Below are 20,686 nucleotides of genomic sequence, written 5' to 3'. Positions count from 1 at the left end.
CGGCTCCTGAGGTTCACCGTCCGCGCCACCTGGCTGGCCGGCCGTTCAGCTCTTCTTGAGATTCAGGACGAGGGTGCGTAGCCAGGCCTGTTCGAGCGCCGGATCGCGTCCCACGGCAGCGGCGACGGCGTGGCGGCCGGCCCGGCTGCGGCCGTAGGCCACCAGTGCGGCGGCCTCGGCGAGGGCCTGCCGGGTTTTGTCGTCACGGCCGGGTCCTTCGGCTTCGGCCAGCCACCGGTCGGGGGACAACGAGCGGGTCAACTTCACCTGATGGTCCCCGAAGTGCGACCAGACCCACTCACGCAGCGACACGTTGACCACGGCGGCGGCTGGCAGCGTCCGGGTCCAGTCGGCGTGCTGGTGCCACCGGTACGTGTTCGGGCTGGTCTTGGTCCGGCTGGTGACACCGATGAAGCGCAGCTTGCGGCGGATGACCGACCATGGCTCGCGTTCCTGGTCGACCCAGTCACGCACGAGGGTGAACAGTTCGGTGAACGTCCCACCACGATGGACCACGTCGATCAGGACCGCCGGCCGGTCCCGCCGAGCCAACTCATGTGGCGTCAATCCGACGGCGGCCAGGAAGCGGCGTCCCTGGGCCACCTCGGCGTAGGTCAACGGCCGCCGCGGGCCGCCGAACTCGACAGGCGGACGCCGGAACGACAGCGGCAGCCGATGCAGTCGCTGCACGCCGATGGGCCCGGAGAGGATCCCACCGAGCAGGTCGAACATCGAGTCCAACGATCTGCCGACAAAGTACAGATCGCCGTTCCCGCTGCGGGCCAGCACCTTCCCTGTGCACGCGACCAGATCATCGAGGAACCACAGGTCCGGGGGTGCGGCACCATCGAGTAACGCTCCCAGCTGGTCCGGCGTGACCAGGTCCCATCGAAACGGCAAACTCTCCTCGACCGGCACCACACAGCCATAGTGACAGCCGGCTCGCCGGCGCGATGCCCCCGGGCGCCCCACCGGCGGCACGAGCGGATGCCTGGTTCACCACGTAACGAGCTCGGCCAGTGCGGCGCTTGTGGTCTCGTCGGCCGGGAGGAATGCTTCCAGTCGCACCTCGGCGATGGTGACGTCGGTGGCGGTGCCGAAGTGGGTGAGTGTGGTGATGAGCCGCAGGCCAGGGACGTGCCCGAGGGTCCGTCAGGGTGACGGCGCCGGCCGGCGTGGCAGCACCACGGAAGTTGTCGTACACCTGTTCTAATGTCGGCATGTGATCGACGAGTTGGCGTGGGCGGAGAGCGCGGTGGCGACCTGCACCGACGCGCCCACCTGGGCGCTCTCCGCGCACGATCTGATCGCGGCGCTCGACGCTGCGCACCGGGTTCAGCAGCGGCTGGCGGCGGTGCGGTTGGCCCTGGTGCGGGAGTTGGATGGTCGGGGCACCGCGGTCGCGCAGGGTGCGTCCTCGACGGCCGTGTGGTTGCGGCACCGGCTGCGGCTCGACGTCGCCGCCGCCCGTCGGCTGGTCGACCTGGCCGCCTCGGTCGACGCCGCCCCGGCCGGGGTGCGCGATGCGCTGGCCACTGGCGCGGTCAGCCTGGAGCAGGCCCGGGTCATCGTCGAGGCCGTCAGCGCCGTGCGGACGGCCGCCGGGTCGGAGGTCGCCGACAAGGCCGTCGGGGTGCTTGTCGAATGGGCCGAGCAGTTCGATCCCACCCTGCTCGCAAGCTCAGCACCCGCATCCTCGACCACGTCGCCCCCGAGATCGCCGACGCCGCTCACGCGGCGCTGGACGCCGAGGCCGCCCGGGCAACCCGCGACCGGCATGTCACAGTCTCCGAGCAGACCGGTGGTCGGCTACGGCTCAGCGGCACCCTCGACGCGGAGACCGCAGCGCTCGTGCGCGCCGCCATCGACCCGCTCAGCGCACCCAGCGGGCCCGACGACACGCGCACCCCCGGCCAGCGTCGCCACGACGCCCTCGCCGACGTGTGCCGGCTTGCCCTGAGCACCGGTGAGCTGCCGGAGCATGGCGGCGAACCGGCCCAGCTCGTCGTCACCACCGGCTTCGACGAGCTGACCCGGCAGTTGCACGCCGGCACGCTCGACGTCGGTCTGCGCCTCGCTCCCGACACGGTGCGCCGGCTCGCCTGCGACGCCGCCATCCACATCCGGCACTGGGCCGACGGCGGCCCGACCAGCCTCGACAACGCGGTGCTGCTCTGCGGCCACCATCACCGGCACCTGCACCAGACCGACTGGGTCGTCCGGCTCGGCGACGACAGCCATCCGGAGTTCCTGCCGCCGGCCTGGCTCGACCCCGATCAGATCCCGCGTCGCAACCACTACCACCGCCGGACGTAGCCGACCCCGCCCGCTCGGACCGGGCGGGGGTGCACGGGACTCCCGGAACCCCCGCCGCCGGGTGCGTCGCAGCGTACGGGCGGTCCGGTGGCCACGCTGCGCGAATGGTGGGGTGCGGGATCAGCTGGGGCTGAGCAGGCAGAACTCGTTGCCTTCCGGGTCGGCGAGGACCTGCCACGGGACCTCGTTCGGGCCCAGGTCGACGTCGGTGGCGCCGAGCGTCCGCAGTCTGGCCGCCTCGGCCGCCAGGTCGTCGCCCGGGTACGGGCGAACGTCGAGATGGACGCGGTTCCATCCGGTCTTCGTCTCGGGGGTGCGGACGAACCGCAGATACGGGCCGACTCCCTTGGCGGAGCGCAGCACCGCGCTGTGCTCGGTCACCTCGTGCAGGGTCCAGTCCATGGCGCTGTCCCAGAAGCTGGCCATGGCTCGCGGATCGGCGCAGTCGACAACCACCGCGGCGATCGGGCCGGTGTCCCGGTAGCGCGGCTGAGGGTCCAGCACGCAGAATTCGTTGCCCTCCGGGTCGGCCATCACCGTCCACGGGGCGTCGCCCTGGCCGACGTCGGCAAGCGTCGCACCGAGATCCCGCAGGCGCGTGACCACCTGCGCCTGGTGCGCCGCCGAGGTGGTGGCGAGGTCGATGTGTACGCGGTTCTTCACCGTCTTGGGCTCCGTGGAGACGACGAGGTCGACGCACACGGCGACGGGATCGGGGTAGGTGAAGCCCTCGGGTTCGAGGTTCGTCACGCCGGGTTCCTCGCTGGCGATTCCCCAGCCGAGCGCCGCCGCCCAGAAACCGCCGAGTGCGGAATCGTCCCGGGCCTTCATGTTGATCTGCACGAGCCGCGTTGCCATGGCGACGATGCTAGGTCCTGAGCGGCCGACGGCGTCGACCCCCCGGTGGCTGTGGCGGTGTCGGTGTCGGCCGTGGCGGTTAGCCTGCCGGCATGGCGAGCCCGGAGCTGGATGAGTTGATCGTCGCGAATGCCGACGCCCTGCGCGCGTGGTTGTCGGCCCACCACGCCACGTCGCCGGGTGTCTGGCTCGCCCTTACCAAGAAGGGCGGCGCGGCCACGACGCTCACCTGGCAGCAGGCGGTCGACGAGGGGCTGTGCTTCGGCTGGATCGACGGGCAGGCCCGCAAACGGGATCAGGAGAGCTCGTGGATCCGGTTCACCCCGCGCCGGTCGCGCAGCTCCTGGTCGCAGCGCAACGTCGCCAACGTGGCGCGGTTGGAGGCGGAGGGGCGCATGCTGCCCCCGGGTCGCGCCGCCGTGGAGGCCGCGAAGGCGGACGGGCGGTGGTCGGCGGCCTACGCGCCGTCGTCGGAGGCCGAGGTGCCGGCCGACCTGCTCGCCGCCATCGCCGCCGAACCCGCCGCGCAGGCCATGTTCGACGTGCTCACCAAGGCCAACCGGTTTGCTCTCATCTACCGCCTCAACGCCGTCAAGCGGGTGCAGACCCGCGAGCGGAAGATCGCCGAGTTCGTCGCCATGCTGGCCCGCCACGAGGCGCTCTACCCGCAGAAGGCGCGGCCGGTCGCTGGGCCGACGCCTCCGCAGCCGGGCGGCGAACCTCGGCAGACCGATTGACTTTCGATAGGTAGCGAGCGAAACTCGATGCATGGTTGTAGAGCATCGAGCGGTAGCCGCTCTCAGAGTTTTCCTCGGGGTGCTGTTCGTGGTCCTGATCGGGTTCCAGACGTTCTCGCTGCCCGGGCAGTTCGCGCACATGGCCCAGGAGTCGCCGGAGCACGCCTACCTCCGGTGGCCGCTGACCGCCGTGACGGTCTTCTGGGTGCTGTGCGTCCAGGTGGTCATCGTGTCGACGTGGAAGTTGCTCAGCCTGGTCAAGAACGACCGCATCTTCACCGAAGCGTCCCTGAAGTGGGTCGACCTGATCGTGTGGGCCGTGGGCGCCGCGTGGGTGGTGCTCGTGGGGGTCTTCCTCTACGTCGGCTTCAACGCGGACGACCCGGGCGGACCGATCCTGCTGTTCCTGCTGACGATGGGCGTCACGGTGCTCGGCCTCCTCATGGTGGTGATGCGTGCGCTGCTGCGGCAGGCAACCACCCTGCGGACCGACATGGAGGCGGTGATCTGATGCCCATCGTCGTCCGCATCGACGTCGAGTTGGCCAAACGCAAGATGAGTGTCGGCGAGTTCGCCGAGCGGGTCGGGCTCACGCCGGCCAACGTGGCGGTGCTCAAGAACGGCCGGGCCAAGGCCGTCCGCTTCAGCACGCTTGAAGCGATGTGCCGGGTGCTCGGCTGCCAGCCCGGAGATCTGCTCGAGTGGGTAGAGGAGGAAACCCCATGAGGTACGCGCTGACCGTCGCCGCCGTTCTCGCGGTCGCCATCGGCGTCGCCGGCATCGTGCTCGGCGAGGCCGACGACTCGCCCGGCCTCCAGCTCCTGGGCGTCGTGCTCGTCATCGGAGCTGTGGCATTCGGCGTCCGCAACGTCCGGGGCGGCGGCTAACCGTCCGAGTCGCGCCGTCCGGCGGCCGGCGGTGCGAGGCGCGCGCCGGCGGCCGGCCGTGCGAGGCGCGCCGGCCGGCCTGAACCGACCCCTTCCCTAATAACGATCAAGTAACGGGCGCGAACCTTTCCCGGTGGGTGGCCTGTCTTGATGGTCGTCGGCCCGTCAGGGCCAGGGGAGGCGTCGGATGAAGCTGGTGTGGAGGCGGGCCCGAGAGGCGCGCGGGTTGCTGGTCGCCGCGGTGATCGCGGCCCTGGTAGCCGTCGCGTTGGTCACCGGGCTGTCCGACTACAACCGACGGGCGGTGGACGCCGGGCAGCGGTCACTGGTGGCCGCCTCGCCGGCCGAGGAACGTGGCCTGCTGGTCAGTGGGTCGGGCGGCCGCGACGCGGCCGAGTTCACCACCCGGGACGCGGCGGTCCGCGCGGAGTTCACCGACGGTCTGGCCGGCGTCCCGGTAAGCGTCTCCGTCGCCCGGTACGGCACCGGGCGGGAGCTGACCGGCTCGCTCGGATCCGTGCCGCGTACCGGCGACGAGCCTGTCTTCGCCAACCTGGCCACCCTTGACGACCTCGCCAAGCACGCGGAGCTGACAAGTGGGGCCTGGCCCAGCCCGGGGGCGAACCCGACCCAGGTGAGCCTCCCCGAACGGGCCGCGGGCGCGCTGGGCCTCAGCGTCGGCCAACGCATCCCGGTCCGTGACCGGGCCACCGAGCGGCGCAGCGAACTGGTGCTCGCCGGCACCTGGCGGCCGCGCGACCCGGCGGACGCGTACTGGCTGCTGGCCCCCGAGGTGGGGACCGGAAGTGCCGGTTCGGGCACGTCGTACGGGCCGTTCGCACTCGACCCGGCCGACTTCGCGGCCATCTCCCCCGGCTCGGTGTCGGCGTCCTGGCTCGTCGAACCGGACCTCGGCGGCGTCGACGCGGGCGATCTTCCCACGGTGCGCAAGGCCCTCACCGAGGCTTCCTCAGCGGTGCTCGAGGCCGCCCAGCTGGGCAGTTCCGGGCAGGCGGTGACCAAGATGCCGCAGCTGCTGGACCGGATCGGCCGCGCCGACATGGTCGGCCGATCCGCGCTGGCCACCCCACTGCTGCTCATCCTGGTGCTCGGCGGGTACGCGCTGGTGCTGGTCGCCGCGCTGCTGCACGAGGACCGTCGCGCCCAGACCGCGCTGCTGCGTGCCCGCGGGGCCGCCCGCCGACAGTTGGCCGGCCTGGCCGCCCGCGAGGCGACCCTGGTGGTCGCCCCCGCGGTTCTGCTCGCCCCGGTGATCGCCACAGTGGTGCTGCGATTCGTCCGGCCCGGCGGCGCCGAGCAACTTTCCAGTTCCGGCGGCAACACCACACTGGTCTGGGCCGCCGCCGCGGCCACGGCCGCCGGTTGTCTGGTGGCAATGGTCGCCCCGACGCTGCGCGGTGCCGGCACGTACGTGGCCGACATGGCCGCCCGGTCCCGCCCGAACCGGGCGGCGAGCGTCCAGCGGGCCAGCGTCGACCTGGTGCTCGTGGCGCTCGCCGTACTCGCCTGGGTGCAGCTTCGCCGGTACGCCTCACCGCTGGCCGGCTCGGGCGGCCGGCTCGGGCTCGATCCACTGCTGATCGCGGCCCCGACACTCGGGGTGCTGGCGGGAGCCGTGCTGGCGCTGCGGGTGCTGCCACCTGTCACCCGGTTCGCCGAGCGGTTCGTCGACCGGCGGCCCTGGACGGCCACCATGTTCGGCATGTGGCAGGCCGGTCGGCGTCCGCACGCCGGACCGGTGCTGCTGCTCGCCCTCGCCGTCGGCGGCAGCACCCTGGCCTGGTCCCTGATCAGCACGGGTGAGCGGTCCCAGGTCGAGCAGGCCGGGCACACTGTCGGCGCCGACCTGCGGGTCACCGAGCGGACCGGGGCCGCCCCGCTCACCCGGACCGCGGAACTCGCCGCGCTGCCGGGCGTGCGCCGGGTGCTGCCGGCCTGGCGGGACAACATCCGGGTCGGCCGGGAGGACCTGCCGGTGACCGTGATCGCCGTCGACCCGGCCAGCGCCCCCGGGGTGGTCCAACTCGCCGACCGGCTCAGCGACGACCCGGTGTCGGCGCAGTACCAGCGGATGATCCAGGCGCGCGGCGCCACCGGGGGAGTCGAGCTGCCAGCGGGCACCCGAGCGGTCACCGGCACCGTCCGTACGCCCGTCGTGCTGCCCGCCGAGCCGCACCCGGTCGCGGTCTCGCTGTTGTTGACCACCCCCGACGGGCTCGCCTTCAAGCTGCCGGCGGCCACCGCTCCGAGCACCGGGCGGGCCACCCGGTTCACCGTCAAGCTTCCGGATCTGGGCGGAGGACCCATGCGGCTGGCCGGCTTCGAGGCCGACACCGCTTTCGCGGGCGGCACCTCGTACGGTTTCGCGGTGCAGGGGCTGGCGCTTGTCGATGCCGGAGGCACGGCCCGACCGGCCGAGCTGCCCGGTGACTGGACGGCGACCTGGACCGGTGGGCCGCGGACGCCGGTGGTGTCGAGCGGCGCCGGGCTGGTCGCCGACCGCCCCATCACGCTGCTCGACGAGGGGGGTCGGCTGGATCGACCCGCGAGCCGGTTCGTCGTCGTACCGGGCGCGGCGCCTGTCGCCGCCCCGGTCCTGATGACCCCCCGGGTACGCGACGCGCTGAGCCTGCACCTCGGCGACACCGTCGAGCTGTCACTCGCCGGGGTGACGCTGCCGGTCCGCCTGGTCGGTGAACTGGACTCCGTGCCGACCACCACCGGTGAGGGCGTACTGCTCGACCTGCCGGCCGGGGTCGACGCGCTCATCGGTGCCGGCGGGACGATCCGCCCGGTACCGGAGTGGTGGATCGGCGCCACCGACGCGACGGCCGCCGCCGCAGCGGCCGGCGAGCTGCCGGGAGTCACGGTCCTCAACCGACAGGCGGTGATCACCTCCGCCGCGGAAGACCCCTACTGGCAGGGTTCGCGTACCGGAATGCTCGCCGCGGCGCTCGGCGCGGTGCTGCTCGCCGTCGTCGGCCTGATGGTGGACGTGTGGGCAACCGCCCGACGCCGGCTCAGCGAGTTCGCGGTCCTGAACACCCTCGGCGCCACGCCCCGGCTGTTGGCGCGGGCACTGCTCGCCGAACAGGCCTTCCTCGCCGGCATCGGTGTGGGAGTCGGCCTGCTGCTCGGTGCCGCGGTCGGAGCCACCATGGCCCCACTTGTCATCCTCACCCCGGCCGCTGGTCGGCCGATCCCCCCGGCGACGTTCGCGCTGCCCTGGGTGCCGATCGGTCTGACCGCAGTCGGTCTGCTGATGGCGGCGCTCGCCTTCAGCGCGTTCATCGCCGCCGGCATCCGCCAGCGGGTGGCGGCGGTGCAGCTGCGAATCGGGGGAGAACGATGAGCGTCGGAGCGTTGGTCCGGCGGGTCCGGGTGTACGGCGGGCAGTTCCTGCTGCTGGCGGTGCTGACCGTGGTGGTCACGCTGCTGATCAGTGGGGTGCCCCGGCTGGTCAACCAGCTCGCCGAACAAGGGCTCCGGGCGCAGCTGAACAGTGAGCTGCCGGCCCGCCGGGACCTCTCGTACACAAGCGGGGTGGTGACCGCCCCGCCCCTGAAGCCGGCGATGGCCTACGCCCGTGAGCGGTTCGACGCCCTGGCCGCGGACCTGCCACCGCAGGTGCGGTCGGCGGTGAACGAGCGGTGGTACAACGTGGACATGGAACCGGCCCGCGTGGTCGGGCCGGACCTCGCCGCCCGTAACCTGCTTGTCGACCTGGGTCTGCGGGGCATGCCCGGCATCCAGGACGCCAGCACCCTCGTCGAGGGGGCGTGGCCCAGCGAGACGTACCTGCCCGACCGGCCGATCGAGGTCGCGCTCGACGCCGACGTGGCCGGCAAACTCAACCTGCGCACCGGCAGCCAACTGCGGATCGGCAAGGTCGACAACGAAAAGCGGCTCTACGACGCTGTCCCGCTGACGGTGGTGGGGCTGTTCCGCCCCGTCGACCGTACCGGCGGCAGCTGGGACGGGCTGCCGTCGATGCTGCAGGTGATCGAACCGCAGGGCGACGGTCAGCCGCTTGTCGCCTCCGGGATCGTCGCCCAGTCGGCCCTCGACAATCGGGCCGCGGCGGGTTGGCCGATCCGGGTCAACTGGCGGTACCGGCTGGGCGCCGACAACATCGACGCGCGCCGGCTGGACCGGCTGATCGACGGTCTCCAGGAATCGCAGCGGCGCCGGCCGGCCGACCTCTCACTGGCCCAGGGCATCGACATCCCGTTGCGTGCGTTCGCCGCCCAGGTGAACGCCGCCCGGACCCTGCTGGCGGTGATCGCGGCCGGGGTACTTGCCACGCTGGCCGGGTTGATCGTCCTCGCCGCCACCCTCGCCACCCGGCGGCGTCGGGCGGAGTTCGTCCTGATCCGGGCCCGCGGCGGCGGGACCACCGCCGGTGCCCGACGAAGCCTCGCCGAGTCGCTGCTCGTGGTGCCGGTCGCCGCCGCGCTCGGCTGGTGGCTGGGCACCCTGTTCCCGGGCGCCGCGGACGCGAGCATGCCGTACGTGATCGCCGCGGCGGTCCTGGTCACGGTGGCCCTCCCACTGGCCACGCTCGCCGTGTCGACCGGTGGGGCGGCCCGCCGCGACCTGGTCCGGATGCGCCCGTCGACCCGCCGACTCACCGCCGAGGTCTCCGTGCTGCTGCTCGCCGTGCTCGCCGCGGTGCTGCTGCGTCGACGCGGCCTCACCCTTGGTGAGGTGGACCCGCTGCTGGTGTCGGTACCGGTGCTGCTCGCGATCGCTGCGGCGGTGCTCGCGCTGCGGGCGTACCCCTGGCCGTTGTTGCTTGTCAGCCGGCTTGCCGCGCGGACCCGGGGCAGCGTCGCCTTCATCGGCACCGCGCGGGCCGGCCGGTCGGCTGTCGCCGCGCCGCTCGTCGTCGTGGTGCTCGCGATCGGTACCGCGGCGTTCTGCGCGGTGGTCGCCGCCGGCGTCGACGCGAGCCGGGACCGGGCCGCCGAGCGGATCGTGCCCGCCGACGCGGTGATCCGAGGTGAACGGTTCGCTCCCGACACGATCGACGAGGTGGGTCGCCTGCCGGGGGTCCGGGCCGCGACCCGGGTGCTGTTCGCCTCCGACGAGCGGCTGGCAACCGACGAACTCGGCACCGACGCCCGGCTCGGCGAGACGGCCGTGCTGCTTGTCGACGGTTCGGAGCTGGCCACTGTGGCCCGGGAAGCGGAGGTGGGTCTGCCGCTTCCGGCCGCGCTGCGCACCGCCCGGCCCGAATCGGGCCCGGTGCCGGCGATCGTCTCGCCAGCTGTCGCCGCTGATCTCGCCAAGGCCGGACTGGACCGCTCCGCCTACATCTCGGTGCAGGGCCAGCGGTACGAGTTCCGGGTGGCCGGCAGCGAGGACAGCTTCCCCCTGCTGTCGGCGGACAACGACCGGTTCGTCGTCCTGCCCTGGCAGGCGCTGCCGGAGCGCACCACCGCGCCCGTGGCCACCAGCCTGCTTGTCGCCGGTGACCGGCTGGACGCCGAGGCGCTGCGCCGCGCCGGCGACCAGGGGCAGTCGCGGTACCAGCGGGACGGGACGGTGACCGGAGGGGAACGCCCGCTCGGAGTCGTCGTCGACACCCGGGCCGATGTCCGCCGGGACCTCGGTGCGGGCGGTGCGAACGGCGTACTGGCCTTCGGGTTCGTCGCCGGTGCCGTCGGTGGCTCGGTGCTCGGGCTGCTGGCCATCGCGTTCACCGTGCTGGCCGGCGCGCGGGCCCGCGGCCAGGTGCTGTCCCGGCTGCGTACCCTCGGCCTGTCCCGCCGGCAGTGGCGCGGGCTGCTGCTTGTCGAGCTGGCCCCGCTGGTCGGGGTGTCGGTGCTCACCGGCGGGCTCGTCGGTGCGGCGCTGCCCCTGCTGCTCAACCCGGTGCTCGGCCTGTCCGCGTTCACAAGTGGCATGCCGGTCCGGGTGGCCTTCGAGCCCGGTCTGGTGGCGGCGGTGTTCGCGCTCGGGGTGGTCGCCCTCGGCTTCGCGGTCGCCGTCGAGGCCCTGAACAACCGCCGGTTGCGCCTCGGTGAGGTGCTTCGGCTCGGAGAGGAGAGCTGAGATGACCGCTACCGCCCAGACTTCACTGGTGCCCGACCTGGCCGCCCTGCAGCAGCGGGCCGCGCAACGTGCCGCCGAGCGGGCCGGCGGGCAGGACCGACTGCGCGGACACATCGTCTGCGACGGTCTGGTGCGCATCTTCAAGACCGAGGGGGTGGAGGTGGTCGCCCTGCAGGGGCTCGACCTGGTCATCGACCGGGGGGAGCTGGTGGCGATCGTCGGTGCGTCCGGCTCGGGCAAGTCGACACTGCTCAACATCCTCTCCGGCCTGGACACGCCCACCGCCGGCATCGCCCGGGTGGCCGACTACGACCTGCTCACCCTGTCCACCAAGCGGCGGCTCAGCTACCGGCGGGAACTTGTCGGCTTCGTCTGGCAGCAGACCGGCCGCAACCTGCTGCCGTACCTCACCGCCCTGGAGAACGTCGAGCTTCCGATGCAGTTGGCCGGCAAACGCGGCGGCAAGGCCCGCCGGGAGCGGGCCCGGGAACTGCTCGACATGGTCGGTGTGGGGTACTGCGCGGACCGCCGGCCCGGGCAGCTCAGCGGCGGCGAGCAGCAGCGGGTCGCGGTGGCGGTGGCGGTGGCCAACGACCCGGAGGTGCTCTTCGCCGACGAGCCGACAGGTGAGCTGGACGAGGCGACCGGCGCCGACGTGTTCGCGGCGCTGCGCACCATCAACGCCGAGTTGGGCGTCACCATCGTGGTGGTCACCCACGACCACGCCGTGGCCACCCAGGTCCGCCGGACCGTCGCGATCCGCGACGGCCGGACCGCCTCCGAGGTACGCCGGACCGCCCGGCTCGACGCGGACGGCAACACCGAGCTGGTCAGCGAGGAGTACGCGGTGCTGGACCGCAACGGTCGGATGCAGCTACCTGCCGCATTCGTCGACGCGCTCGCGCTGAAGGAGCGGGTCCGGCTCGACCTGGAGCCGGATCACGTGCAGGTACGGCCCGGCGACCGGGCCACGGACGAGCGGGGGGCACGGGCATGAGTCGTCGGGACATGGTGGTGACCGGTGCGGCCGGGTTCGGTGGCGCGGCCGGGTTCGATGGCACGGCCGCCACCCAGCCGGCCGAAGTGGTCCGGGTCAGCGGTGTGAGCCGTACCTTCGGCCGGGGTGAGCACGCCGTGCACGCGGTACGGGACGTCTCGTTCAGCGCCAACCGGGGCGAGTTGGTCGCCATCCGGGGCCGGTCCGGGGCCGGCAAGACCACGTTGCTGAACCTGATCGGCGGTCTCGACCGCCCGGACAGCGGTCAGGTGGTGGTGGCCGGGCACGAGGTGACAGCAGCCGGCGAGGCGGAACTGCTGCAACTGCGCCGGGGCACCGTCGGGTTCGTGTTCCAGACGTTCGGGCTGGTGCCGATCCTCTCCGCCGCCGAGAACGTGGGTGTGCCGCTGCGGCTGGCACAGGTGCCGGCCGCCGAGCGGGAGCAGCGGGTCGCGGTGCTGCTGGAACTGGTCGGCCTGGGCGGGCACGCGGCCCAACGCCCGTACGAGCTCTCCGGCGGCCAGCAGCAGCGGGTCGCTGTCGCCCGGGCCCTGGCCAACGAGCCGGACCTGCTCATCGCCGACGAGCCCACCGGTCAGCTGGACTCGGAGACCGGCCGGTCCATCATGGACCTGCTGCGCGCGGTGGTGCACGCGCGTGGCATGACGGCGCTGGTGGCCACGCACGACGCGGCCCTGATCGACCTCGCCGACCGGGTACTCACGCTACGCGACGGTCGCCTGGTCGACGGCTGAGCGACACCGGACGGCGGCCGTTCCCTGCGGCGGCGGTCGTTGCGACGGGAGCGGCGTGCCTGGCGGGGCGTAGCTCGGGGGTGTGTCTGTGGGCGTGCCCAGCCGGGGGGAGATGGTGGTTCGCGCTCGCTTTGGAGCTGATGCCATTAACGAATCGGCTGCGGTGATTCATCCACGACATCAGCTCCAAAGCATCGGCGAAGCGGTGCGCGGGGCTGTGGGTTGTGTCGTGCGCGGGGCCGACCGGTCAGGGGGGTCCGGGTTGGTGGGTGCGGTTCGCGGCGTCAGCGTGTCTCCGGCCCTCGGGGAGGGTGCCGGCGAGCGGGATCAGCAGGTAGCCCAGCAGGGCCAGGACCAGACCTCCACCCGGCCCGGTCGACAGCAGTTCCTGCTCGACGTAGGGGTCGTTGGCCTCGAAGTACCAGAACACTCCGGTGAGGCTGCCGCAGGCGAGCACATTGGAGACGAGCATCCCCAGGCTGGCCTGCCGCCACAGTCGGCGGGCCGGGCCGATGGTGGCGAGCGACAGCGCCGCGAACACGGTGGCGATGACCGCGAACGGCAGCGCCCAGCCGAGCACCCTGGTGCCCGGGGTGACATCGGTCCGCCCGGGGTAGACGCTGCGCCAGGCGGGCAACCAGAACGCGACGACGACAAGCAGGACGCCGACCGCCAGCAGCGCTGAGCCAGTCAGTCGCCATGGCGGGCGCGACGGCGCGGCGCCGGGCGTCGTCGGCCTGCTCATGGCGACGAACGTAACCCGGCCGGGGCGCGCCCGCTGCCCCCGCCGGGTGGGCCTGACGGCGGGTCAGAGCGCCAGCTTCATGCCCTCGTGGCTGGCCACGAAGCCGAGGCCCAGATAGAAGCGGTGCGCGTCCGCGCGGGTCTTGTCGGTGGTCAGCTGCACCAGGGCACAGCCACGCTCGCGAGCCTGGTCGACGGCCCAGATCATCAACTGCCGCCCCAGCCCCTGGCCGCGCCGGTCGGAGCGGACCCGGACCGACTCGATGAGCGACCGCTCCGCGCCGTGCCGACCCAGGCCCGGAATGTAGGTGATCTGTAGGCAGCCGACGAGGTCACCGTTCTGCTCGGCCACGATCAGCTGGTTGCGCGGGTCGGCGGTGATGTCCGCGAACGCCCTCTCGTAGGCCTCGTCGACCTCGGTGAAGTCGCGGGCCTTGCCCAGGACGTCGTCGGCGAGCAGGGCGATGACGGCGGGCAGGTCGGCCCGGACCGCCTCCCGGAAGGTCACGTCGGTCATGCTGGTGAGCCTGGCACAACGACGGGGATCGAACTGGTGCCGGTGAGCCTGTTCCGCGAGACTCGTCGGTGCAGCGTGTCTTCGCGGTCGTCCGCGGATAGGGGGAATCTGAACGTGCACGGCGAGGATGACTGGCTTCGAGACGCTCCAGCCGACGTTCTGGCGGAATTCGGACGAGGCGGGTGGTATCCCGGTCGAGCGGTCGATGTGACCGCCTGGACCGAGGAGATCGTTTCGGACGGCTTTCTCGTCACCGAGACTGCTGCTGGGATCTGGCGGTCCCTCGGCGGCCTGGAGTTTCGTAGGCCAGGTCATCAATCCAGCCTGCTCATCGACCCGACCGTTGTGCAGGGTTACCTGAAGGCACCCTTCGCCGAGTGGCCGCTGCGTTTCGGGCAGCAATTTTGCCCCATCGGTGAATGGGACGTCTCATCCAATGTCTTCCTTGGTAGCGAGGGCGGAGTGCTGGTGTCGGTGGACGCGTCTTGGTGTCGGTGGCTCGCCGGACCCCCGGCGGTAGCGCTGCATCAGCTGCTCACCGATTGAAGCTGGAAGGGGGCCCGCCAGCCATGCCGTTGCGCGGGCTCCGCAGGATCGCGACGAACCCGGCGAGGTGCGCAGCGTGCCGCCCCGGGTGCTGGAGATGACAATGCATGACATAGACGGCTTTTTCGTCGGCCCATCGGGCGACAACGTGGGCCTGGACGAGACGGTGCGCTCGCACGACGATCTGATTGAGTTCTTGATGGCGTTGCGGAGCGACCTGATGGAACGGCGGGAGAGGTGGGAGAACCGGAATGTAGGCGACTACCTCGGATCGATCGCCAGAGCTTTCCAAGACATGGTCGGAGATGAGTACCAAGATCCCGATCGTTGGGCCGACACGGCTGGCTGGCTGTGGGTCGGACGGAACTACGAGTAGAACGCACGGAGGTGATCAGGGCCTTGAGCGCTGATTCGCACAAGTTGTCTATCGGCCACTTCCTCGGGTCGACCGGTCAGGTCGCTGACGAGTTCGACCGGCTCAACGAGACGGTGACAACCGAAGCTGATCTCCTCGCATTTCTGGAGGCGATCCTGCGAGATGACCACTTTACGGACTGGGAGGGGTCGATCGAGGGGTACCTGGACGCGCTCATCTCCTGGTTGCGGTCGACCGAGGGTCGACGACGTATGCCGGCGTATTCGACCGAATTTGCGGCAATGGCGGCGGCGTTCTACGTGGGCATCGCCAGAAGTGGCTGATCCCGAGGTGTCTCCGCCGCCGCCAAACCGACCCGTCACCGGGCGGGGCAGCGCTTTCCTTCCTGCGGCACCGTCAGGTCGAGCAGGTACGCGTCGACGGCGTTGGTGATGCACGACGTCTGCGGATAGGCGGTGTGCCCCTCGCCCTCCCAGGTCAGCACCCGACCGACGCCCAGCATGGAGGCGAGCCGTGGGGTCTGCTCGTAGGGCGTCGCCGGATCGCCGGTGGTGCCGACCACCAGGATCGGCGGTGCGCCGTTCGCCTTCCCGGTCGGGTACGGGTCACGCCCGCCCGGCCACTCGACGCAGCTCAGCATGCCGACCGCCAGCGCCGGCCCGAACAGCGGGTATTTTCCGCGCCACTCGGACTGCAACTGCCGGATCTGCTCCCGGCTCGGCTTCTCCGTCTCGTCCGCGCAGTTGATGGCCAGGTTGGCGTCGAACAGGTTCGAGTAGTGCCCGTCGGACTCCCGGCCGGCGTACGAGTCGGCGAGCCGGAACACATCCTTTGGATCCCCCTCGGCCAGCTTGTCGATCGCCCCGGCCAACTCCTGCCAGCCGGACTCGGTGTAGAGCGACGAGATGACCGCGTAGAACACCCAACCGGCGGTGGCCTCCCGCCCGTTGGCGCCGCGGACCGGAGAGACCTTGGCCTTGTCGATGGCCGAGGTGACAGCGGCCCGCGCGTCCGGGGCGATCGGGCAGCGGCCGGCGTTCGCCGCGCACCAGCGGGTGAAGTTGGTGAAGGCCCGTTCGAAACCGCGGGCCTGGCTCTCCGAACCCTCCACCAGCCGCTGCTGCGGGTCGACGGCGCCGTCGAGCACCAGTGCCCGCACCCGCTGCGGGTAGAGCTGCGCGTAGGTGGCGCCGAGCAGGGTGCCGTAGGAGTAGCCCAGGTAGGTCAGCTTGTCGTCACCCACCGCGGCGCGTACCGCGTCCATGTCGCGGGCGGCCTGCTCGGTGCCGTACAACGGCAGCTGGTCACCGTAGCGGTCGCCGCAGCCGCGCCCGATCCGTTGGCTCAGGCCGACGAATCCGTCGAACTCCGACTGGCTCGCCGGGTCCGGGTCGAAGCCGAAGCTGGCGTCCAGGTCGGCGTCGGAGATGCACTTCACCGGGCTGGACCGGGAAACTCCGCGTGGGTCGAAACCGACGATGTCGAAACGTTCGGTGATCGAGGCGGGCAGCCCGCCGAACTGCGGACCGAACGACAGGTAGACGGCGGTGTCCACGCCGGAGCCGCCCGGGCCGCCCGGGTTGATGACAAGTGAGCCGACCCGGTCGCGCTGCTTGCTGGAACGGGCCCGCAGCAGGGCGATCTCGAAGGTCTCCCCGGCGCCCGGACCGGCGGTCGCTCCGGTGCCAGTGCCCCAGTCGCGGGGCACCGCGATCCGGGCACACTCGTAGCGCATGTTGGGTGCGCCGCGCCCGACCAGCTCGTCGGGCACCTCCGGGCAGGGGCGCCAGGTGGGCGCGCTGCCGGTCGGTGCGGCCGAGCTCTCCACCTCGGTGCGCGGCGCGAACGCCGGCAGCGTGCAGCCGGCGGTGAGCAGTGCCGCGACGGTGAAGGCGGCAAGGGTGCGACGAACCCGGCGACTGGTCGCCAGCCGCAGCTGATGGGCGGTGCGGATCACGTGCTCCTCCGGGGTCGAGTCGACGGCCAGGCTACGCAGGGCCATCAGCGGCCCGGTCCACGGTGGTCGCTGGATCGCCGCGCAGCACCTGATCCACATCAAAGCGGATCGGCCGGTCGAGCTGGTCGTAACGGCACGACCGGGGATCGCGGTCCGGACGCCAGCGCAGGAACCGGGCGGTGTGCCGGAACCGTTCGCCCTCCATCGCGTCGTAGCCCACCTCGACCACCAGCTCCGGGCGGACCGGCTCCCACTCCAGGTTCTTCGTGCCGGTCCACCGGCTCACCCCACCCGGGATGCGTTGGCCGCGCTCGTGGTCGCCGTGCACCCACGGGTGCTCGCCGCCGGTGTCCCGGTAGGGGGCCAGCTCGTCGAGCAGCTCGGCACGACGGGCCATGGTGAACGACGCGCTCACCCCCACGTGGTGCAGGACCCCGGCGTCGTCGTACAGGCCGAGTAGCAGGGAGCCCACCACCGGGCCGGACTTGTGCCAGCGGAAGCCGGCCACCACCGCGTCCGCGGTGCGGGTGTGCTTGACCTTGAACATCAGCCGCTTGCCCGGCTCGTACGGCAGGTCGGCCGGCTTGACGATCAACCCGTCCAACCCGGCGCCCTCGAACACGTCGAACCATTGGCGGGCGGTGTCCGGATCGGTGGTGACCTGGGTGACGTGCACCGGCGGGCGCACCCCGGCCAACGCCTCTACCAACCGTTCGCGGCGAAGCGGGTAGGGCTTGTCGAGCAGCACCTCGTCGCCGACGGCCAGCAGGTCGAACGCGACGAAATCGGCGGGTGTGGTCTCGGCCAGCAGCTGCACCCGGGACGCGGCCGGGTGGATGCGCTGGGCCAGCAACTCGAAATCCAACCGGGGCTGGCCACTCGGCCCGTCGCGCCGGATGACGATCAACTCACCGTCGACGGCGCACCGCTCGGGCAACTGCTGACGGGCCTGATCGACCACCTCGGGGAAGTAGCGGGTCATCGACTTGCCGCCCCGGCTGGCCAACTCGACCTCGTCGCCGTCGCGGAACACGATGCACCGGAACCCGTCCCACTTGGGCTCATAGGTCATCCCGGCCCCGGTGGGAAGCTTGGCGACGCTCTTGGCCAGCATCGGCTCGACCGGGGGATTGATCGGCAGGTCCACGGCGACAAGTCAATCAGACGGCACCGACAGCCGTGAGGCAGATCACCGTGGGCGCCGGGGCGGCGTGTCCGCCCACGCGCCGCTCGTCCCCACCGGGCGAATCGGACAACCGCAGGTCAGAGCTACTTTCGCCAGGTGTCCGAGTGGGTTTGTGACTGCTGCGGGCGGTGGCGGGTGAGCGTCGAGCTGATCCGGGGCCGCTACCGCTACCGGCTGACCCGCCGTTACCCGCAGCGGTTCGGCGGCGGCCGGAACGTGCTCGGCGAGGTCGGTTCGGTGCCGGAGCTGGAGGAGTTGCTGCGTCGGCGTACCCCGTTGAGTCTTGCCGACCTGCGCGAAGCCGCCTGATCCCCGCCACCGGTAGACCCCGCGGCCCGGCAGAAGGACCGACCACCCGGCGGATTCCGGCGGCACGATCCACCCGGCAGCCTCGTCCACAGGCGTGGCGGGCGCCGGACGGCGCCGCCCGGGGAGGGGACGCGATGCGGTTCGAGGCCGACACGGACATCGCCGCCGAGGCCGAGCAGGTCTGGGCGGTACTTGTCGACGTTCAGCGCTGGCCGGAGTGGACGGCCTCGGTGTCGCGGGCCGAGCGTGGCGAGCCGGGACCGCTCGCCGTCGGTGCCACCGCACGACTGACCCAGCCGAAGCTGCGGCCAGCGGTGTGGCGGGTCACCGAGCTGACCGAACGGCAGGGGTTCGTCTGGGTCTCCGCCACCCCGGGCGTGCGGACCACGGCTGAGCACCGGCTGCTGCCGCTGCCCGACGGGCGCACCCGCGTCGAGCTGGCCCTGCACCAGTCCGGTCCGCTGGCCGGCCTGATCGGCTGGCTGTACGGCGGGATGCTCCGCCGCTACCTGCGGCTGGAGGCCGACGGGCTCCGGCGTCGGAGCGAGCGGGGCTGACCGCCCTCGGTGCCGACGGGCGGCCCGCCGCCGGAGCTCAGTAGCGGGCGAACGAGCGGATCGGCGCGCGCGGACCGTACTGCGGCGCCCGGATGCCGGCTGCCTCCAGCAGCAGACACACCCGGCCCCGGTGACCTCGGAACGGCTCCAGCAGGGCCACCATCCGGGCGTCGTCGCCCCTCGGTTCGCCGGCGAGCGCCCAGGCGACAGTGTTCGGGATGTGGAAGTCGCCGACGCTCACCGCGTCCGGGTCCCCGTAGGCGATCCGGACCACCTCGGCTGCCGTCCACGGACCGATGCCGGGAATCGTGGTCAGTCGCCGGGTGGCGTCGGCGGCGTCGGCGCTGCGCTCCAACCGGTCGGCGAGCGCGGCGGCCCGACGCAGGGTGTCGGCCCGACGCTGTTCCACGCCGAACGGGTGGAACACCCAGTACGGGGTGGCGGCCACCGCGGCGGCCTCGGGCGACAGCAGCAGCGACGGCAACGGGCCGGGCGCCGGCTCCCGGAAGTGCCGCACTGTCGCCGAGTACGCCCGGTACGCCTCCTTGCCGGTGACCTTCTGCTCGAAGATCGCGCGCAGCAGCCGGGGGAAGACCTGTCCGGTCGTCGGCATCCGCAGCCCACTGTGCTCCCGGGCCAGGCGGGCGACAAGTGGATGTGCCGCGGCCAGCTCGGTGAAACCGGTCAGATCGTCGCGAAGCCCGGCGATCGCGTCGGCGCGGTCCACTACGTGCTCGGCACCCGGCCCGTAGCCCTCCGCGAGCAACTCGCCGCCGACCTGTCGCAGGGCGAGGGTGGCCGGGCCGTCCGGGGTGCGGGTGGCCCACCAGAAGGTGCCGGCGGCGACGCGGGCGCACGGGTCGTACGGACTGAACGTGAGCGCACGCACCGAGGCCGCCAGCCGGTAGCCGACCGGGGGGCGAAACACCCTGGTCGCTGCGGGTCTGGTGGCGGTCACCCACCCACTCTGCCACGCGCCGGGCGGGACGCCGGCACCACCGGTATGCCGACGTCCCGGGTACGGCGGTGGTCGGTCGCGCCCTCCCCGGCGACGACCGACCACCGTGACCTCGTGGTGGAACTCAGTAGGAGTAGCCCGCGCCGCCGGCGTCGTTGGCGCCGCTGTCCGCCGGCGGGGCGACCGCCTTCGGCGTGGAGGTGGGCAGGCAGCTGAGGTTCTTCTTGCCGTCCGGCTGGACCACGAACCAGGTGCCACCAACAGCCTGGCCCTTCCACTGGCCGGGCTTCTTGTCACCGATGTAGCGGTAGACCGGCCAGCCGCCGACGGTGAGCTGACGGGTGCCGTCCTGCCGGGTCACGCTGCTGACCTTGTCGTCGGAGATGCCGCTGAGCTGCGGGTTGCCGTCGGTGAGCGCCGGGGGCCACACCTCGGCGCACTTGTCGACACAGTTCGACGACGGCGGGTCGGCGGTGTCCTTGTCGAAGCGGTACAGGATCCAGCCGTCCTGGTCGGTGACCACCTTGCCCATCCGGGCGACGCTCTTGCCGACAAGCTTCTCGGTCAGGTCGACGTTGGCGGGCGGCGCGTCGGCAGGGGGTGCCTCCGCGGACGCCGACGCCTCGGCTTCAACCGACGCGCTGGGCTCGGCCGCGGCGACGGCGACCGGCTCGGCCGCGCTCGAGTTCGCCCCGTCGTAACCTGCGGGAGCGCAGGCCGTTAGTGCGACCATCGCGCTCGCGACGATGACGGTCCGCTTCATCTGTGCCACGTGCCCTCCTCATTCTTGGCAGTTCACCCATAGGTACGGAACGCGGGCTGTCAAGGTTGAAGTAACAACAGTGGTCAATTTCACTGGAATTGGTTGAACCGATTCCCGTCGGAATGCGTACGCCCTCGATGCGAGA

The 20,686-nt window shown here is 71.9% G+C and carries 21 protein-coding genes and 1 pseudogene; 14 read left to right on the top strand and 8 right to left on the bottom strand.

Annotation, left to right across the window (positions count from 1 at the left end; translation table 11 throughout):
* Nucleotides 1-45: 45 nt before the first annotated feature.
* Nucleotides 46-921 carry a hypothetical protein gene (locus AB0B86_RS09785; protein WP_357408081.1) on the bottom strand — a complete coding sequence of 292 codons (876 nt, stop codon included), beginning with the start codon at nucleotides 919-921 and terminating at the stop codon, nucleotides 46-48.
* A 301-nt stretch (nucleotides 922-1,222) separates the two neighbouring features.
* Between AB0B86_RS09785 and AB0B86_RS09780 the strand changes: the two are divergent.
* Nucleotides 1,223-2,316, top strand: a pseudogene (locus AB0B86_RS09780) (DUF222 domain-containing protein).
* A gap of 120 nt (nucleotides 2,317-2,436) precedes the next feature.
* On the opposite strand, the gene AB0B86_RS09775 reads toward AB0B86_RS09780, so the two are convergent.
* Nucleotides 2,437-3,174 (bottom strand): VOC family protein, encoded by a 738-nt coding sequence (locus AB0B86_RS09775; RefSeq protein WP_357408079.1) that lies wholly within the window; start codon nucleotides 3,172-3,174, stop codon nucleotides 2,437-2,439.
* 92 nt (nucleotides 3,175-3,266) lie between these two features.
* Between AB0B86_RS09775 and AB0B86_RS09770 the strand changes: the two genes are divergently transcribed.
* From AB0B86_RS09770 to AB0B86_RS09735, 8 genes are all read left to right on the top strand, one after another.
* Nucleotides 3,267-3,911 carry a YdeI/OmpD-associated family protein gene (locus tag AB0B86_RS09770; RefSeq protein ID WP_357417202.1) on the top strand — a complete coding sequence of 215 codons (645 nt, stop codon included), beginning with the start codon at nucleotides 3,267-3,269 and terminating at the stop codon, nucleotides 3,909-3,911.
* A gap of 31 nt (nucleotides 3,912-3,942) precedes the next feature.
* Entirely contained in the window at nucleotides 3,943-4,422 is a 480-nt protein-coding gene (locus tag AB0B86_RS09765) for a DUF2975 domain-containing protein (protein WP_357408075.1), read from the top strand.
* Nucleotides 4,422-4,637, top strand: a complete 216-nt coding sequence (locus AB0B86_RS09760) for a helix-turn-helix transcriptional regulator (RefSeq protein WP_278138146.1) — start codon at nucleotides 4,422-4,424, stop codon at nucleotides 4,635-4,637. The genes AB0B86_RS09765 and AB0B86_RS09760 overlap by 1 nt, the downstream gene beginning before the upstream one ends.
* Nucleotides 4,634-4,798: a hypothetical protein gene (locus AB0B86_RS09755; protein WP_357408072.1), complete on the top strand. Its 165-nt coding sequence runs from the start codon at nucleotides 4,634-4,636 to the stop codon at nucleotides 4,796-4,798. Before AB0B86_RS09760 ends, AB0B86_RS09755 begins: the two co-directional genes overlap by 4 nt.
* A gap of 187 nt (nucleotides 4,799-4,985) precedes the next feature.
* Nucleotides 4,986-8,171, top strand: a complete 3,186-nt coding sequence (locus AB0B86_RS09750) for an ABC transporter permease (RefSeq protein WP_357417200.1) — start codon at nucleotides 4,986-4,988, stop codon at nucleotides 8,169-8,171.
* Nucleotides 8,168-10,876, top strand: coding sequence for an ABC transporter permease (locus AB0B86_RS09745; protein WP_357417197.1), 2,709 nt, complete (start codon nucleotides 8,168-8,170; stop codon nucleotides 10,874-10,876). Before AB0B86_RS09750 ends, AB0B86_RS09745 begins: the two co-directional genes overlap by 4 nt.
* A gap of 1 nt (nucleotide 10,877) precedes the next feature.
* The gene (locus AB0B86_RS09740) at nucleotides 10,878-11,873 is read left to right on the top strand and encodes an ABC transporter ATP-binding protein (protein ID WP_357408066.1); all 996 of its coding nucleotides are present in this window, start codon (nucleotides 10,878-10,880) and stop codon (nucleotides 11,871-11,873) included.
* On the top strand, nucleotides 11,870-12,628 hold the full coding sequence (locus AB0B86_RS09735; RefSeq protein ID WP_357408064.1) for an ABC transporter ATP-binding protein: 759 nt from the start codon (nucleotides 11,870-11,872) through the stop codon (nucleotides 12,626-12,628). Before AB0B86_RS09740 ends, AB0B86_RS09735 begins: the two co-directional genes overlap by 4 nt.
* A gap of 247 nt (nucleotides 12,629-12,875) precedes the next feature.
* On the opposite strand, the gene AB0B86_RS09730 is transcribed toward AB0B86_RS09735, so the two are convergent.
* Both AB0B86_RS09730 and AB0B86_RS09725 read right to left on the bottom strand, forming a co-directional pair.
* Complete coding sequence (locus AB0B86_RS09730; protein ID WP_357408063.1) at nucleotides 12,876-13,373, bottom strand: hypothetical protein; 498 nt, start codon at nucleotides 13,371-13,373, stop codon at nucleotides 12,876-12,878.
* Nucleotides 13,374-13,436: 63 nt separating this feature from the next.
* On the bottom strand, nucleotides 13,437-13,889 hold the full coding sequence (locus AB0B86_RS09725; protein WP_357408061.1) for a GNAT family N-acetyltransferase: 453 nt from the start codon (nucleotides 13,887-13,889) through the stop codon (nucleotides 13,437-13,439).
* A 114-nt stretch (nucleotides 13,890-14,003) separates the two neighbouring features.
* Between AB0B86_RS09725 and AB0B86_RS09720 the strand changes: the two genes are divergently transcribed.
* The 3 genes from AB0B86_RS09720 to AB0B86_RS09710 all read left to right on the top strand — a co-directional run bounded on the left by AB0B86_RS09720 (nucleotide 14,004) and on the right by AB0B86_RS09710 (nucleotide 15,134).
* Entirely contained in the window at nucleotides 14,004-14,435 is a 432-nt protein-coding gene (locus AB0B86_RS09720) for an SUKH-3 domain-containing protein (RefSeq protein WP_357417191.1), read from the top strand.
* Between the two features lie 76 nt (nucleotides 14,436-14,511).
* Complete coding sequence (locus tag AB0B86_RS09715; RefSeq protein WP_357417188.1) at nucleotides 14,512-14,811, top strand: hypothetical protein; 300 nt, start codon at nucleotides 14,512-14,514, stop codon at nucleotides 14,809-14,811.
* Between the two features lie 23 nt (nucleotides 14,812-14,834).
* The gene (locus tag AB0B86_RS09710) at nucleotides 14,835-15,134 is read left to right on the top strand and encodes a hypothetical protein (protein ID WP_357417186.1); all 300 of its coding nucleotides are present in this window, start codon (nucleotides 14,835-14,837) and stop codon (nucleotides 15,132-15,134) included.
* Nucleotides 15,135-15,169: 35 nt separating this feature from the next.
* Here AB0B86_RS09710 and AB0B86_RS09705 read toward each other — a convergent pair whose 3' ends face one another.
* Nucleotides 15,170-16,813 (bottom strand): alpha/beta hydrolase, encoded by a 1,644-nt coding sequence (locus AB0B86_RS09705; RefSeq protein WP_357417183.1) that lies wholly within the window; start codon nucleotides 16,811-16,813, stop codon nucleotides 15,170-15,172.
* Nucleotides 16,800-17,915 carry an ATP-dependent DNA ligase gene (locus AB0B86_RS09700; protein WP_357408051.1) on the bottom strand — a complete coding sequence of 372 codons (1,116 nt, stop codon included), beginning with the start codon at nucleotides 17,913-17,915 and terminating at the stop codon, nucleotides 16,800-16,802. Before AB0B86_RS09700 ends, AB0B86_RS09705 begins: the two co-directional genes overlap by 14 nt.
* 135 nt (nucleotides 17,916-18,050) lie before the next feature.
* Between AB0B86_RS09700 and AB0B86_RS09695 the strand changes: the two genes are divergently transcribed.
* The gene (locus AB0B86_RS09695) at nucleotides 18,051-18,263 is read left to right on the top strand and encodes a hypothetical protein (protein WP_110563419.1); all 213 of its coding nucleotides are present in this window, start codon (nucleotides 18,051-18,053) and stop codon (nucleotides 18,261-18,263) included.
* Nucleotides 18,264-18,397: 134 nt separating this feature from the next.
* Nucleotides 18,398-18,820: an SRPBCC family protein gene (locus tag AB0B86_RS09690; protein ID WP_357408049.1), complete on the top strand. Its 423-nt coding sequence runs from the start codon at nucleotides 18,398-18,400 to the stop codon at nucleotides 18,818-18,820.
* A 37-nt stretch (nucleotides 18,821-18,857) separates the two neighbouring features.
* Here AB0B86_RS09690 and AB0B86_RS09685 read toward each other — a convergent pair whose 3' ends face one another.
* Complete coding sequence (locus AB0B86_RS09685; RefSeq protein ID WP_357408047.1) at nucleotides 18,858-19,778, bottom strand: DNA-3-methyladenine glycosylase 2 family protein; 921 nt, start codon at nucleotides 19,776-19,778, stop codon at nucleotides 18,858-18,860.
* A 124-nt stretch (nucleotides 19,779-19,902) separates the two neighbouring features.
* Complete coding sequence (locus AB0B86_RS09680) at nucleotides 19,903-20,550, bottom strand: hypothetical protein (protein ID WP_357408045.1); 648 nt, start codon at nucleotides 20,548-20,550, stop codon at nucleotides 19,903-19,905.
* Nucleotides 20,551-20,686 lie beyond the last annotated feature (136 nt).

It is taken from the genome of Micromonospora sp. NPDC049047 (assembly GCF_040649135.1).
In the GTDB taxonomy this organism is placed as follows: Bacteria; Actinomycetota; Actinomycetes; order Mycobacteriales; family Micromonosporaceae; genus Micromonospora.
This window is presented reverse-complemented; position numbering and strand designations above follow the sequence as displayed.